This window comes from Superficieibacter sp. 1612_C1 (genome assembly GCF_015234305.1).
Lineage (GTDB): Bacteria > Pseudomonadota > Gammaproteobacteria > Enterobacterales > Enterobacteriaceae > Superficieibacter.
This window is the reverse complement of the sequence record NZ_JADGMI010000001.1, coordinates 989726-1004306: the sequence shown is the minus strand read 5'-3', so window position 1 is coordinate 1004306 and position 14581 is coordinate 989726. Positions and strand designations below refer to the sequence as shown.

General features: G+C 53.3%; 13 protein-coding genes and 1 other annotated feature (1 of these 14 only partly in view). Of the genes, 3 read left to right on the top strand and 10 right to left on the bottom strand.

Annotated features, from left to right (window positions below):
- Positions 1 to 74 precede the first annotated feature (74 nt).
- Positions 75 to 2453: a phosphoenolpyruvate synthase gene (gene ppsA, locus INT84_RS04790; protein ID WP_194205836.1), complete on the bottom strand. Its 2379-nt coding sequence runs from the start codon at positions 2451 to 2453 to the stop codon at positions 75 to 77.
- A 332-nt stretch (positions 2454 to 2785) separates the two neighbouring features.
- Here ppsA and INT84_RS04785 point away from each other — a divergent pair, with 332 nt between their 5' ends.
- From INT84_RS04785 to hemP, 3 genes are all read left to right on the top strand, one after another.
- Positions 2786 to 3619: a pyruvate, water dikinase regulatory protein gene (locus INT84_RS04785; protein WP_194205835.1), complete on the top strand. Its 834-nt coding sequence runs from the start codon at positions 2786 to 2788 to the stop codon at positions 3617 to 3619.
- A 155-nt stretch (positions 3620 to 3774) separates the two neighbouring features.
- Complete coding sequence (aroH, locus tag INT84_RS04780) at positions 3775 to 4821, top strand: 3-deoxy-7-phosphoheptulonate synthase AroH (protein ID WP_176916964.1); 1047 nt, start codon at positions 3775 to 3777, stop codon at positions 4819 to 4821.
- Positions 4822 to 4919: 98 nt separating this feature from the next.
- On the top strand, positions 4920 to 5144 hold the full coding sequence (gene hemP, locus INT84_RS04775; protein WP_194205834.1) for a hemin uptake protein HemP: 225 nt from the start codon (positions 4920 to 4922) through the stop codon (positions 5142 to 5144).
- Positions 5145 to 5150: 6 nt separating this feature from the next.
- On the opposite strand, the gene selO is transcribed toward hemP, so the two are convergent.
- The 9 genes from selO to pheS all read right to left on the bottom strand — a co-directional run bounded on the left by selO (position 5151) and on the right by pheS (position 14497).
- The gene (gene selO, locus INT84_RS04770) at positions 5151 to 6593 is read right to left on the bottom strand and encodes a protein adenylyltransferase SelO (RefSeq protein ID WP_194205833.1); all 1443 of its coding nucleotides are present in this window, start codon (positions 6591 to 6593) and stop codon (positions 5151 to 5153) included.
- A gap of 65 nt (positions 6594 to 6658) precedes the next feature.
- On the bottom strand, positions 6659 to 7369 hold the full coding sequence (locus INT84_RS04765) for an EAL domain-containing protein (RefSeq protein ID WP_194205832.1): 711 nt from the start codon (positions 7367 to 7369) through the stop codon (positions 6659 to 6661).
- A 438-nt stretch (positions 7370 to 7807) separates the two neighbouring features.
- The gene (locus INT84_RS04760; RefSeq protein ID WP_194205831.1) at positions 7808 to 8272 is read right to left on the bottom strand and encodes a C40 family peptidase; all 465 of its coding nucleotides are present in this window, start codon (positions 8270 to 8272) and stop codon (positions 7808 to 7810) included.
- Positions 8273 to 8351: 79 nt separating this feature from the next.
- The gene (btuD, locus tag INT84_RS04755; protein WP_194205830.1) at positions 8352 to 9101 is read right to left on the bottom strand and encodes a vitamin B12 ABC transporter ATP-binding protein BtuD; all 750 of its coding nucleotides are present in this window, start codon (positions 9099 to 9101) and stop codon (positions 8352 to 8354) included.
- Positions 9101 to 9652, bottom strand: coding sequence for a glutathione peroxidase (locus INT84_RS04750; protein WP_194205829.1), 552 nt, complete (start codon positions 9650 to 9652; stop codon positions 9101 to 9103). Before INT84_RS04750 ends, btuD begins: the two co-directional genes overlap by 1 nt.
- A 28-nt stretch (positions 9653 to 9680) precedes the next feature.
- Positions 9681 to 10661, bottom strand: a complete 981-nt coding sequence (gene btuC / locus INT84_RS04745; RefSeq protein ID WP_194205828.1) for a vitamin B12 ABC transporter permease BtuC — start codon at positions 10659 to 10661, stop codon at positions 9681 to 9683.
- Positions 10662 to 10806: 145 nt separating this feature from the next.
- On the bottom strand, positions 10807 to 11106 hold the full coding sequence (gene ihfA / locus INT84_RS04740) for an integration host factor subunit alpha (protein ID WP_006820203.1): 300 nt from the start codon (positions 11104 to 11106) through the stop codon (positions 10807 to 10809).
- A gap of 4 nt (positions 11107 to 11110) precedes the next feature.
- The gene (gene pheT, locus INT84_RS04735) at positions 11111 to 13498 is read right to left on the bottom strand and encodes a phenylalanine--tRNA ligase subunit beta (protein ID WP_194205827.1); all 2388 of its coding nucleotides are present in this window, start codon (positions 13496 to 13498) and stop codon (positions 11111 to 11113) included.
- A 15-nt stretch (positions 13499 to 13513) separates the two neighbouring features.
- On the bottom strand, positions 13514 to 14497 hold the full coding sequence (pheS, locus tag INT84_RS04730; protein ID WP_176916973.1) for a phenylalanine--tRNA ligase subunit alpha: 984 nt from the start codon (positions 14495 to 14497) through the stop codon (positions 13514 to 13516).
- Positions 14498 to 14535: 38 nt separating this feature from the next.
- Positions 14536 to 14581 (bottom strand) — a sequence feature (Phe leader region); it runs 78 nt beyond the window's last position.

The window sequence follows — 14581 nt, the reverse complement described above, 5'->3', positions numbered from 1 at the left end:
CTTTTTTATTTGGCGTAATAATAAAAAAAATCCCCGGCATCTCTGCCAGGGATCAATAAAAACTGCCGGATACGTTATTTATTCAGCTCAGCCAGACTCAGCCAGGTTTGCACCACGGTATCAGGATTGAGGGATAAACTATCAATCCCCTCCTCCATTAACCAGGCGGCAAAATCTTCGTGGTCGGAAGGTCCCTGACCGCAAATGCCGACGTATTTACCCTGTTTCTTCGCTGCACTAATTGCCATCGACAGCAGCGCTTTCACCGCATCGTTACGCTCATCAAACAGCTCGGAGACCACGCCGGAGTCGCGATCCAGACCCAGCGCCAGCTGCGTCATATCATTAGAGCCAATGGAGAAACCGTCGAAATGTTCAAGGAACTGCTCAGCCAGCAGGGCGTTCGACGGGATTTCACACATCATGATGATTTTCAGTCCCTGCTCACCGCGCTTCAGCCCCTGACGCGCCAGCTCGTCCACTACCGCTTTCGCCTGATCGACGGTACGCACGAAAGGCACCATAATTTCGACGTTAGTCAGCCCCATCTCATTACGCACCCGCTTAACGGCATCGCACTCCAGCGCGAAGCAGTCACGGAAGCTGTCGGAGACATAACGCCCCGCACCACGGAAGCCAAGCATCGGGTTTTCTTCTTCCGGTTCGTAGCGTTCGCCGCCGACCAGGTTCGCGTACTCATTCGATTTGAAATCTGACAGGCGCACGATCACCCGCTTCGGCCAGAATGCCGCGCCGAGGGTGGCGATACCTTCCGCCAGGCGGCTAACGTAGAATTCTTTTGGCGAGTCGTAGCCCTTGATCATTTCGCGGATTTCGTTTTGCAGCTTCGCGTCCTGATCGTCGAATTCCAGCAGCGCACGCGGGTGAACGCCGATCATACGGTTGATGATAAATTCCAGACGCGCCAGGCCGACACCCTCGTTAGGCAGACAGGCAAAATCAAACGCGCGATCCGGGTTGCCCACGTTCATCATAATTTTCAGCGGCAGATCGGGCATTTTATCTACACTGGAGCTTTTAACGCTGAAGTCGAGTTTTTCGGCATACACGTAGCCGGTATCGCCTTCGGCACAGGAGACGGTCACTTCCTCGTCGTCCTTCATCCGCTCGGTGGCGTCGCCGCAGCCAACGACAGCCGGGATCCCCAGTTCGCGCGCAATGATCGCCGCATGACAGGTTCGTCCGCCACGGTTAGTGACAATAGCGGCCGCCTTCTTCATGATCGGTTCCCAGTCCGGGTCGGTCATGTCGGTGACCAGCACGTCTCCCGGCAGGATGCGGTTCATCTCACTGATGTCGTGGATGACTTTCACTTTGCCGGCACCAATGCGATGACCAATGGCGCGGCCTTCGGCGATGATTTTACCCTGCGCGTGCAGCGTATAGCGTTCCATGACCTGTCCACGCGAACGCACGGTTTCCGGACGCGCCTGGACAATAAACAGCTTGCCAGTATGACCGTCTTTCGCCCACTCGATATCCATTGGCCGGCCATAGTGCTTCTCAATTTGCACCGCCTGCTGTGCCAGCGCCTGCACTTCCTCATCGGTGAGGGAGAACACATCTCGCTGCGCCTGCGGCACATCTTCGATGTCGACCTGTTTGCCATGCTCCTGGCTCGGCGCATACACCATGCGGATCTTTTTCGATCCCATGGTACGGCGCACGATAGCGGGACGCCCCGCCTCCAGCGTTGGTTTGTGCACATAAAATTCGTCCGGATTCACCGCGCCCTGCACCACCATCTCACCCAGACCCCAGGCCGACGTGATAAAGACCACCTGATCGAAACCAGATTCGGTATCGATGGAGAACATCACGCCAGACGAGGCCAGGTCGGAGCGCACCATGCGCTGTACGCCAGCGGAGAGCGCCACGCCGCGGTGATCGTATCCCTGATGGACACGGTATGAGATCGCGCGGTCGTTAAACAGCGATGCAAAAACGTGCTTCACGGCCACCAGCACGGCGTCGTAGCCCTGCACGTTAAGGAACGTTTCCTGCTGTCCGGCAAAGGAGGCGTCCGGCATATCTTCTGCTGTAGCAGAAGAACGCACCGCGAAAGAGGCCTCACTATCATCAGCCGAAAGCTGGTCATAGGCTTCACGAATAGCGTGTTCCAGCTCACCCTGGAACGGAGTATCGATGATCCACTGGCGGATCTGTGCCCCGGCTTTCGCCAGTTCAGAGACGTCGTCAATGTCGGTTTCATCCAGCAGTTCATAAATACGCTGGTTGACGCCGCTTTGATCAAGAAACTGATTAAACGCATCAGCGGTTGTGGCAAACCCGTTGGGTACGGCGACACCCACAGAAGCCAGGTTTGTAATCATTTCTCCCAGGGAGGCATTTTTGCCTCCGACTCTGTCTACATCATTCATGCCGAGTTGGTTGTACCAAAGCACCAGCGGTGACGAGCCATTGTTGGACATCGATCAATCCTTTTGTGATTTATGTGCGAGAGATAAGAATCTACTGATTCGTCATTTATCCTGACATAGTTAACCCGTTAAAAAAAACGGTGAATCGTTCAAGCACCCTATTTTTTTATTTTTTAGGAGAGTTTACCCGTTTATGCTAAGGCTATGATTCAGATAGATTCCCTTGCAGACCAGCGGTCTATTGCCGGCCCTGAAATTGAACCAGTTATTTCAGAAAATATAAAAACAGCATTTCATTTTTAGTCGGCGACAAAAAAGTCTGGAATGTGTTTAACTTAATTCATACAACCCATTGACCACGCAAAATAATCGGGATGAATAAAATGGATAGCTCTGTAGATCGTCATGTTTTTTATATTTCTGATGGTACGGCCATTACCGCTGAAGTGTTAGGACATGCGGTGATGTCGCAGTTTCCGGTGGCAATAAACAGTATCACGCTGCCGTTTGTGGAAAGTGAAAGTCGTGCCAGGGCCGTGAAAGATCAGATAGATGCCATCTTCCAGCAGACTGGCGTTCGTCCGCTGGTGTTTTATTCAATCGTGATCCCGGAAATCCGCATGATTATTTTGCAAAGCGAGGGGTTCTGTCAGGACATCGTGCAGGCGCTGGTTGCGCCGCTACAGGAGGAGCTGAAGCTCGATCCGACGCCCATTGCCCACCGCACCCACGGTCTGACGCCGGGCAACCTGACCAAGTATGATGCGCGTATTGCCGCCATTGATTACACTCTGGCACACGACGACGGGATTTCCCTGCGTAATCTCGATCAGGCGCAGGTGATCCTGCTGGGCGTTTCACGCTGCGGCAAAACACCCACCAGCCTGTATCTGGCGATGCAGTTTGGCGTTCGCGCCGCCAACTACCCCTTTATTGCCGATGACATGGATAACCTTGTCCTGCCGGCGGCCTTAAAACCATTGCAGCATAAGTTGTTTGGCCTGACCATTCACCCCGAAAGGCTCGCGGCGATCCGCGAGGAGCGCCGCGAAAACAGCCGCTACGCCTCTATGCGCCAGTGCCGAATGGAAGTCGCCGAGGTCGAAGCGCTGTATCGCAAAAACCAAATCCCGTTCCTTAATAGCACCAACTTTTCCGTTGAAGAAATGGCGACTAAGATCCTCGACATTATGGGGTTAAGTCGTCGCATGTACTAATAAACTAGTACAACATCTCAAATTCAGTTATTATCTGTCTCCAGAATTCAGACGCCACACGCCCTGCACTTGAAATCGACAGGGATTGGTTTATCGTGATGCGCATCACTTCCCGGCACTGATGTCGCGTAAGTAAAAAATTTTTGAGACATTTGATGAATAAGACAGATGAACTGCGCTCCGCGCAGATCGACAGCCTCGTGACGCCTGCTGAGCTGGCGTCACGCTATCCCGTCACGCCTGACGTCGCGGATCATGTTACCGCGTCGCGCCGTGGCATTGAGAAAATACTCAGCGGTGAAGATCGCCGATTGCTGGTGGTTATTGGGCCGTGTTCCATTCACGATCTGGATGCCGCGATGGATTATGCGCGCCGCCTGCAACCGATGCGCGAGAAATATCAGTCGCGGCTGGAAATCGTGATGCGCACCTATTTTGAGAAACCGCGCACGGTAGTCGGCTGGAAAGGACTAATTTCCGATCCGGACCTCAACGGCAGCTATCGCGTTAATCACGGTCTTGAACTGGCACGTAAGCTCTTACTTCAGGTTAACGAATTAGGCGTTCCCACCGCAACTGAATTTCTCGATATGGTGACCGGTCAGTTTATTGCTGACCTGATCAGTTGGGGTGCTATCGGCGCGCGGACCACGGAGAGCCAAATCCACCGTGAGATGGCCTCGGCGCTCTCCTGCCCGGTCGGTTTTAAAAACGGGACGGACGGTAATACGCGTATCGCCGTGGACGCTATCCGCGCCGCGCGCGCCAGCCATATGTTCCTGTCGCCGGATAAAAACGGTCAGATGACCATTTATCAGACCAGCGGCAATCCTTATGGCCACATCATTATGCGCGGCGGCAAAAAGCCTAACTATCAGGCGGACGATATTGCGTGCGCGTGCGATACGCTGCATGAATTCGATTTACCAGAGCAACTGGTCGTCGATTTCAGCCATGGCAACTGCCAGAAACAGCATCGTCGTCAGTTAGAGGTGTGTGATGATATTTGTCAGCAGATCCGCAATGGCTCAACCGCCATTGCCGGGATTATGGCAGAAAGTTTCCTGCGTGAGGGAACGCAAAAAATCATCGCCGGTCAGCCGCTGATCTATGGTCAGTCGATCACCGATCCGTGTCTGAGCTGGGAAGATAGCGAACAGCTGCTGGAAAAACTGGCAACCGCCGTGGATAGCCGCTTCTGAGATGCTGAAATAACGCCATAGCAATTGCGATGGCGTTTGCACTCTTTCTGTGGGTTCTGCGGCAATATTTCTTGCCGCCAGCCAGACTATTCGTGATAATGATTATCAATACGAGATTGATAATCATTTTATATCATTACGCTATGCAACCCACAGACCTTACCGACACCTGCAAACGTTACACCCCGCATCCTGAGCCAGAAGATCGCCGCATTGACAGTAATGAATTACTGGGCAGCGAAGGCCGCGTCGTCATCGAACATGATGGTCAACAGTATCTGCTGCGTCAGACCCAGGCCGGTAAGTTGATCCTCACGAAATAGTGCGTGTTAACTTGAGCAGCTGACCTCAAGTCGCTTGCCCCAGTCCGGCGGGCGGGCGGCATAGTCATCGTCTCTCTCACGGAAGGGTTCTCGCAGGACGGCGTGCAGCCGCTCAAGCTCGCTGATATCCCCCTGTTCCGCTTGCTCAATAGCGCGTTGAGCCAGCCAGTTACGCAATACCACGCAAGGATTCACGTTTTGCATCGCCTGCTGACGCTGCGCGTCGTCAATCTGTTCCGTTTGTAAACGCTCGCGGTAACGCGCAAACCAGCTATCAAACGCGCCACGGTCGATAAACTCATCGCGCAGCGGCGAGGCGGCGCTATGCTGCTCCGCGTGACTAAGCATGCGAAAAGTGCGGGTGTAATCGCTGCCTTCGCGCGCCATCAGGGCAAAGAGCGCATTTAGCAGCTCGTTGTCGGCCTGTTGTTCGTTAAAGAACCCCAGCTTGCGGCGCATTTTCTGCCCATATTCGGTAAAGAGCGCATGATGATAATGATCCAGCGTCGCGTTCAGGGTATCGACATCAATAAATACCGAGAGCGTTTGCGCCAGCCGCTGAAGGTTCCACAGTCCTACCGCAGGCTGGTTGTCAAAGCTATACCGTCCCTGATGATCGGAATGATTACAGATAAAACCGGGCTGATAATCATCAAGGAACCCATACGGGCCATAATCCATCGTCAGACCAAGAATCGACATGTTATCGGTATTCATCACGCCATGCGCAAAGCCGACCGTTTGCCAGCGGGCAATCATTACCGCCGTGCGCTCCACCACATCGCGGAACCATAAGGCATATTTATCCGCCTCATCCTGCAAATGGGGCCAGTGATGGCGGATCGCATAATCTGCCAGTTGACGCACCTTTTCCGGCTCGCGACGATAGTAGAAATGTTCAAAATGGCCGAAACGGAGGTGACTTTCGGCGATGCGTATTAACATTGCGCCCTGCTCAGTGGTTTCGCGTTGCACTGGCGTATCGCTGGTGACAATAGACAGCGCCCGCGTGGTGGGGATACCGAGCCAGTGCATAGCTTCTGATGCGAGACTTTCGCGGATCGTCGAACGCAACACCGCCCGGCCATCGCCCATGCGTGAATAGGGCGTCTTTCCGGCCCCTTTCAGGTGCCAGTCAAATTTTCGCCCGTCGGGCAGTTGCTGCTCGCCAAGTAAAATCCCCCGGCCGTCGCCGAGCTGCCCCGCCCATACGCCAAATTGATGTCCGCTGTAGACCTGAGCAAGAGGCGACATGCCGGGTAGTAGCGTTTCTCCACCCCAGACGCCCGCCCCCTGCTCAGGGTGAAAAAGGCTATCAGGCACATTGAGAGTGTCAGCCAGCGCCTCATTACGCCAGATTACGCGGGCATTGCGTAACGGCGTTGGGGCCAGCGCGGTGTAAAAGTCTGGCAATTCATCGCGCCAGCTATTAATAAAAGTCAGGTCCATAGATCCTCCTGCCTGTAAGTGTAGTGCCTCAGGCCGGGAGTGAACACGGAGGGTTTACAGGGTTATCACTGAACCAGCGACGTGACCTCTTCTTTATTGACCATCGGCCATAGTGTGCCCTGCATCGCACTGAATGGAAACGCAGTCACGCGCCGGTGTATTTCTTCACTGTCTATGCCAGCAATCATAACGGATGTACAGAAAGGACTTATCTGCGCAAACATCGCACGCATAAAGGGTTCGAAAGCAATGCCTGATAATTGTCGCTGGACAAAATTCTTATCCAGCGCAATACGTTTAAATAGCCCGGCGAATACTGCATGGGTAGTCGCGTCCCCGGCACCAAAATTGGCTAATACAAGCGGATAGCGCTTTGCCAGACGTACCAGCGGATGACTTTCTGTTAATGTATTTAATCCTGGATAATTCTCATTTAAGGTCAATTCCAGAAAAGGAAACCGTTCAATAACGGAAGCAAATTCTGCATCCGTTAACAGCGCTTCGACGATGGCCGGGGTAATAGAAATCCAGGCTAATAATTGTTGTTGAATAAAGAATATTTGACAGGTTTCCAGTAGCGCCAGTTTTTCCAGAAAAAGGCTAAGTTCTTGTTCCGCAGTAAGAAGAGGAGAAAGGAGTTCGACGGGGAACCGCACATCGGCCCTGACGGCGGAAAAGGTGGCGACAACTTCAAGTCCGACCAATTCGCCACTACCATTTCTGGCAGGCAGAAATAATAGATCTGAACGATAATCGTTATCCAGAGAAACTATCATTATACCAACCCCTCATTAAGGGTAAGAACAGGCTTTTTAGAATGATGAGTTAAGTGGCTCTGCCAAATAGCTTTTAATAAAGAGTGTTGCATATTGTCCATTTTCATTACGGATTTTCCCTACCCTTCGCGCTTCAGTGTAATCTATGTCGGGTAAGTAATACAATTAAAGTCCCTGGCGGAAATCTCTGAATTCAACGCGGCTTTTTATTGTCACCGTGGTGGTGATAATGCTTAGCAGGCTCGCTTTTTCAACGCCTCTCCCGGCGCGGGCAGGTGCTTATAAATTAAAGTTAAAACCAGGACGAATGCAGAATGTTGCTGATTACCCCGCTACAGGGAATCAGAAAACTGATAATACGTTCAGAATCAGCTAAGTAATTTGCGTTAAATCATCTTTTCTTGTATTGAGAAAAACCGCAAATAACGGTTTTCTCTGCTAAATGCGACGCGCCTGCCAGAAATTTTTGCTCCAGTAGACGTTATCCAGCGAAGAACGCATCACGCCCCGGCTGGTGGAAGCATGGATGAAGGTATTGTCGGTATCATAGATACCCACATGCAGCCCGCTTTCACCCGACCCGGTTTTGAAAAAAACCAGATCGCCAGGAAGGAGCTCTTCTTTATCTATTTCAGTACCTATTTTGGCCTGCTGGCGGGTTTCCCTGGGCAGCTGGAGGGCAAATTTGTCGCGAAATGTCATCAACACGAAACCCGAACAATCAACCCCGCGATGACTCATGCCGCCATAACGATAAGGTGTGCCGCGCCAGTCATGGAGCTGCTCATTGAGATTGGCAATAACGAGAATGGAGTCCGCGAGTCGCGGATTTGGCGGAGGTGCCCGATGCGAGCTACACCCGGCTAAAAGGAGTGCCGTAAATAAAATAAACCAGCAACGCATGTCCGTGCGATCCCTCTACGCTTTTAATGACGGAATAATTTACCCTGTTAATTATCAGACTGGCAAGAGACCATTCGTGCTACCCGTCTGAAAGCAGAATGCGATGCCCTTCAATGTCCAGGCGACGAAACGGCATACTGTAAGTGGCGGCAAGCCACGCTGGCGTAAGCGTCTCATCAGGCGTCCCGCAAGCCACCATCTGACCGCCACGCAGTAACCAGACACGATGCGCATGACGCAGCGTATGATTGAGGTCATGGCTGCTCATCACAATGGCGATTCCGGCCTGAGACAACTCACTGAGCATCGCATCCAGCGCGGCTTGCTGTGCGACATCAAGGCTATTCATCGGTTCGTCGAGTAATAATAGCTGCCCGTGGGGATTGCCGCCGGGATGAATTTGCAAAATGACAGCACACAGTCTGACGCGCTGCCATTCACCGCCGGACAGATGGTTTACCTGGCGGCCCAGCTTATCACCCAAATCAAGCCTGGTAGCGACATCCTCAAGCAGCGATGTCTGTGCAGAAGCCGTCTGATGCAGTTTCAGGTAGTGCCACACGGGCATGGCAAAAGGCGGCGTCTGGAGCTGGGTCAGAAAGGCGCGATGGCGTGCCAGCCCGGCGGCTGACCATTGGTCCAGCGGCCGATCGTTCAACGCCACCGTACCGGAGCCCGTACTAAGACCGGCAATACGGGTTAATAACGTGCTTTTACCGGCACCGTTTGGCCCGACCAGATGAACAATCTCTCCGGCGTTAACGTCGGCGGAGATCGGGCCTACCCGCCCGGCCTCCACGACATTACGCATTTCTAACACCACAGACATTATTTGGCTAATGCCAGTTTAATCGCTTCCATAACAATAGGATCTTCCGGCTGCATATCCGGTGAGAAACGTTGCACTACCTGACCGTCGCGCCCGACGAGGAATTTCTCAAAATTCCATAAAATATCGTCAGGGTAAAGCGGCGCACGCCCTTTACTCGCCATCCGCTCGTAAAATCCGCTGCTTTCTGGCGCGACGGCCGTCGGCGCAGCGGCGATCAGTTTCTGATATAGCGGGTGACGGTTTTCGCCATTTACCTCGATTTTGCTGAACAGCGGGAAAGTGACGCCATAGGTCGTGCTGCAAAAGGTTTTAATCTCCTCTTCGCTGTCCGGCTCCTGCCCCAGAAACTGATTGCAGGGGAACCCCAGAACCTTAAAGCCTTCTTTTGCCCACGCAGCGTGGATGTTCTCCAGCCCTTCATATTGCGGTGTCAGACCGCATTTTGAGGCAACGTTGACTATCAGCAGAACATCACCTTTGTAGTGCTCAAGCGTGGTGTTTTCCCCATCAATGGTGGTCACACCGGTATTCAGAATATCGTGTTGCATAGCGTCCCCTTAGTGGATTTCCCGGGTCTTATCGCCCGGCCTTTAATAATAGCCAGATAAAAACAGGTGCGCCCAGTGTTGCCGTCACAACACCAACGGGTAATTCTGCCGATGCCAGCGCCAGGCGGGCAATAATATCGGCAATCAGCAACGCTATCGCCCCCGCCAGCGCGCTGGCGGGTAACAGCACGCGATGATCGGTCAGGCCGCATAACCGTAATATATGCGGGATAACCAGACCAATAAAGCCTATCGCGCCAGCAAGCGCCACGCTGACGCCGACCATCCAGCCGGTCGCCACCACCAGCAGATTTCGCCATAGCCCCAGCGGTAATCCCAGCTGCCGGGCGGAGGTCTCACCCAGCGCCAGTAAATTAAGCGCGGATGACTGAAAACACACCCATACCATGACAGGCAGCAGGGCCACCATCAACCAGCTTTGCTGCCAGTCGACGCCGCCGAAACCGCCCATCATCCAGTACATCAGCTGTCGAAGGTCAAAAGAGGTTGAAAAGTAGATGGCCCAGGTCATGAAGGCGCTACAGATAATCCCCAGCGCTACGCCCGCAAGCAATAAACGGCTGGTGGAAAGATGTCGTCTGGCAAACCGCAGCAGAATAAGCGTGATGATAAGCGCACCGGCGATGGCACATAGCCCCAGCACCCATTGCGGCAGCCTCCCCTCGCCTGATAGCACCGCCGCGATTAACCCTACGCCCGCACCGTTTGAAACACCGAGTAATCCTGGCTCTGCCAGCGGATTATCAAAAAGCGCCTGCATGATGGCTCCGGAGAGCGCCAGCGCGGCACCCACAAGGATCACGGCCAGCGTGCGGGGCAATCGTATTTGCCAGACAAAGAGATGCCCCTGCGGGGTGGACCAGGAGGCGGGGCTTATCCACTGCTCGCCTTCACAAATACCGAGTATCACGACCAGCGTCAGCGCCAGTGACAGACTGAGAAGCCAGTATCGGTTGCGCCGCTGTTGTCGTTGCTCCCAGACAAGCATGTGAACGTCTCCGTAAAGAAAACTCCCCCGCATGGAGAAGAAACGCCTGAAATATACTGGATTACAGGGTGAATAGAAACACCGGGCCGGTCAGAGGCACGTTAAGAAAAAAGGCCGCATAAGCGGCCTTTTTGGTTAGTTCAGATTACTCTGCTTTGGGCGAAGCGTTTTCGACACGGCTTTTTAACTTCTGGCCGGGTCTGAAGGTCACTACGCGCCGGGCTGTAATGGGAATATCTTCGCCCGTTTTCGGGTTACGTCCCGGGCGTTGATTTTTATCACGCAAATCAAAGTTACCAAAACCGGACAGTTTTACCTGCTCACCATTTTCCAGAGCGCGACGGATCTCTTCGAAAAACAGCTCAACCAGCTCTTTGGCATCCCGTTTGCTAAGCCCAAGCTTATCAAACAGATATTCTGACATTTCAGCTTTTGTAAGCGCCATAGGTTCAATCCCTCAATGATGCCTGGAATCGCTCTTTCAGTGCCTCTACGCATCTGGCAACGGTAGCGGCAATCTCCTCTTCTTCGAGTGTACGGCTGGTATCCTGAAGGATGAGGCTAATAGCGAGGCTCTTGTAACCCTCCGCTACGCCCTTACCGCGGTACACATCAAACAAGTTTACGCCAACTATCTGATTTACGCCAACTTTCTTACATTCTGCCAAAACATCTGCTGCGGCGACATTTTCAGCCACTACGACAGCGATGTCGCGACGGTTTGCCGGGAAGCGAGAAATCTCCTGCGCCTGAGGCACCACGCGGTCTGCAAGCTTGTTCCACTCCAGTTCAAACACCAGTGTGCGACCGTTAAGATCCAGTTTACGTTCCAGCTCAGGATGAACAACGCCAATAAAACCAATACGTTCATCTTTCAGATAAATCGCTGCTGACTGACCCGGATGCAGCGCCGGATTGGCTTCTGCTTTGAACCTGATGTCAGCGAGTTTGCCGGTCAGGTCGAGAATAGATTCCAGATCGCCTTTCAAATCATAGAAATCAACGCCCTCTTTCGCCAGGTTCCAGTGTTCATCGTGGCGGTTACCACAAATGACACCTGCCAGCATAAGATCCTGACGGATACCTAAATTGGCCTGCGTATCCGGGACAAAGCGTAAGCCGGATTCAAAAATACGTACCCGGTTTTGCTGACGGTTCTGGTTATAAACCACGGTGCCGAGCAGCCCGGTCCACAGCGACAGACGCATTGCCGACATCTCGATGGAGATCGGGCTTGGCAGGATCAACGCCTCTTCTGCCGGGTGGATCAGCTGTTGCAGCTTAGGATCGACAAAGCTGTAGGTGATAACTTCCTGATAGCCTTTATCGTTGAGCAGCGTTTTCACACGTTTCAGAGACAGGTTGGCTTCACGGTGGTTACCCATGATCAGACCCGCCTGTACTGGCGCATTCGGAATGTTGTTGTAGCCGTACACGCGCGCCACTTCTTCGACCAAATCTTCTTCGATTTCCATATCGAAACGCCAGCTTGGGGCGACAGCCTGCCATTCATTCTGGCCTTCCGTCACTTCACAACCCAGACGACGCAGGATATCGCTTACCTGTTCGTCAGCAATGTGATGACCAATCAGGCGGTCCAGTTTGCTACGACGCAGGGTAATGGTGGCACGTTTTGGCAGCGTGGCTTCGCTGGTAACATCAATCACCGGACCGGCTTCACCGCCGCAGATATCCATCAGCAAACGCGTCGCACGCTCCATCGCTTTATATTGCAGAGCCGGATCGACGCCACGTTCATAACGGTGAGAAGCATCGGTATGCAGGCCGTGACGACGTGCGCGACCGGTGATGGACAGCGGGTTGAAGAAAGCACATTCCAGCAGTACGTTTTGCGTTTCTGCGTTGACGCCTGAATGCTCGCCGCCAAAGATACCGCCCATCGCCAGCGCTTTGTGGTGGTCGGCGATAACCAGCGTATCGGCGCTGAGCTTCGCTTCGCTGCCGTCGAGCAGTACCAGCGTTTCACCCTCTTTCGCCATGCGCACTACGATCCCGCCTTCAATGCGATCTTTATCGAACGCATGCATCGGCTGTCCCAGCTCAAGCAGGACGTAGTTGGTCACGTCAACCACCGCATCAATAGAGCGAATGCCACAGCGACGCAGTTTCTCTCTCATCCACAGCGGCGTCGGCGCACTAACGTTGATGCCTTTAACCACGCGGCCCAGGTAACGCGGACATGCATCAGGCGCGTCAACGGCAATCGGCAGTACATCGCTAATCGTTGCCGCGACGGGGTTAATTTCTGGCTCAATCAGCGGTGACTGATTCAGTACAGCGACATCACGCGCAACGCCGATAATCCCTAAGCAGTCGGCGCGATTAGGAGTAACGCTGATTTCAATAGTGTTATCGTCGAGTTTCAGATAATCACGGATATCGGTGCCAATCGGCGCATCGGCTGGCAGTTCGATAATGCCACTATGATCGTCGGAAATACCCAGCTCAGAGAAAGAGCACAGCATGCCTTCCGACGGTTCGCCGCGCAGTTTAGCCGCTTTAATTTTAAAATCGCCCGGCAGCACCGCACCGATCGTTGCTACGGCGACTTTCAGCCCCTGACGGCAGTTTGGCGCGCCGCAGACGATATCAAGCAGGCGTTCACCACCTACGTTGATTTTGGTTACGCGCAGCTTGTCCGCGTTCGGATGCTGACCGCATTCAACCACTTCACCGACCACGACACCGTTGAAGGCCCCTGCGACTGGCTCCACACCATCGACTTCCAGACCCGCCATCGTGATTTGATCGGACAGCGCGACGCTATCAATAGCCGGGTTCACCCATTCGCGTAACCACAGTTCACTAAATTTCATTGTTCTATCCTGCCCTTATTTAAACTGTTTGAGGAAACGCAGATCGTTTTCGAAGAACGCGCGCAAATCGGTGACACCGTAACGCAGCATGGTCAAACGCTCCATGCCCATACCAAAGGCGAAACCGGAATACACTTCCGGGTCAATACCCACATTGCGCAGTACGTTCGGATGCACCATGCCGCAGCCCAGCACTTCCAGCCACTTACCGTTTTTACCCATCACGTCAACTTCCGCTGAGGGTTCAGTAAACGGGAAATAGGACGGACGGAAACGGATCTGTAAGTCTTCCTCAAAGAAGTTACGCAGGAAATCGTGCAGCGTCCCTTTCAGGTTGGTAAAGCTGATATTGGTGTCGACAATCAGCCCTTCCATCTGATGAAACATCGGGGTATGGGTCTGATCGTAGTCGTTACGATAGACGCGTCCCGGGGCGATAATGCGGATTGGCGGCTGCTGGTTTTTCATGGTGCGGATCTGCACGCCGGAAGTTTGGGTACGCAGCAGACGGGTGGCATCAAACCAGAAGGTGTCGTGATCGGCGCGCGCCGGATGGTGGCCCGGAATATTCAGCGCGTCAAAGTTATGGTAATCGTCTTCGATTTCCGGCCCTGTTGCCACGGTAAAGCCCAGTTCACCAAAGAAGCTCTCAATACGGTCGATGGTGCGGGTTACCGGATGCAGCCCGCCGTTTTCGATACGACGGCCAGGCAGGGAGACATCAATGGTTTCCTGCGCCAGACGTGCGTTTAACGCGGCGCTTTCGAGGTCCGCTTTACGCGCGTTCAGCGCCTGCTGAACCTGCTCCTTGGCCTCATTGATCACCGCACCTGCCGCAGGACGTTCTTCCGGCGGCAGTTCACGCAGGGTCGTCATTTGCAGGGTCAAATGCCCTTTCTTGCCCAAATATTCAACGCGTACGTTATCTAACGCGGCAACATCTGACGCCTGGTTAATGGCTGCCGTCGCACTGGCAACCAGCTCTGCGAGATGTGACATGATTTTCCTCATTATGTGACGATATATAAACGCCAGATACAAAAAAAGCCTCCACTGGGAGGCTTTCTGGCGCTGTTTTCCGTT

Excerpts from the sequence above, each read along its gene's own strand:
- ppsA (WP_194205836.1), bottom strand. The coding sequence starts at position 2,453 with ATGTCCAACAATGGCTCGTCACCGCTGGTGCTTTGGTACAACCAACTC.
- INT84_RS04785 (WP_194205835.1), top strand. The coding sequence starts at position 2,786 with ATGGATAGCTCTGTAGATCGTCATGTTTTTTATATTTCTGATGGTACG.
- aroH (WP_176916964.1), top strand. The coding sequence starts at position 3,775 with ATGAATAAGACAGATGAACTGCGCTCCGCGCAGATCGACAGCCTCGTG.
- hemP (WP_194205834.1), top strand. The coding sequence starts at position 4,920 with ATGATTATCAATACGAGATTGATAATCATTTTATATCATTACGCTATG.
- selO (WP_194205833.1), bottom strand. The coding sequence starts at position 6,593 with ATGGACCTGACTTTTATTAATAGCTGGCGCGATGAATTGCCAGACTTT.
- INT84_RS04765 (WP_194205832.1), bottom strand. The coding sequence starts at position 7,369 with ATGATAGTTTCTCTGGATAACGATTATCGTTCAGATCTATTATTTCTG.
- INT84_RS04760 (WP_194205831.1), bottom strand. The coding sequence starts at position 8,272 with ATGCGTTGCTGGTTTATTTTATTTACGGCACTCCTTTTAGCCGGGTGT.
- btuD (WP_194205830.1), bottom strand. The coding sequence starts at position 9,101 with ATGTCTGTGGTGTTAGAAATGCGTAATGTCGTGGAGGCCGGGCGGGTA.
- INT84_RS04750 (WP_194205829.1), bottom strand. The coding sequence starts at position 9,652 with ATGCAACACGATATTCTGAATACCGGTGTGACCACCATTGATGGGGAA.
- btuC (WP_194205828.1), bottom strand. The coding sequence starts at position 10,661 with ATGCTTGTCTGGGAGCAACGACAACAGCGGCGCAACCGATACTGGCTT.
- ihfA (WP_006820203.1), bottom strand. The coding sequence starts at position 11,106 with ATGGCGCTTACAAAAGCTGAAATGTCAGAATATCTGTTTGATAAGCTT.
- pheT (WP_194205827.1), bottom strand. The coding sequence starts at position 13,498 with ATGAAATTTAGTGAACTGTGGTTACGCGAATGGGTGAACCCGGCTATT.
- pheS (WP_176916973.1), bottom strand. The coding sequence starts at position 14,497 with ATGTCACATCTCGCAGAGCTGGTTGCCAGTGCGACGGCAGCCATTAAC.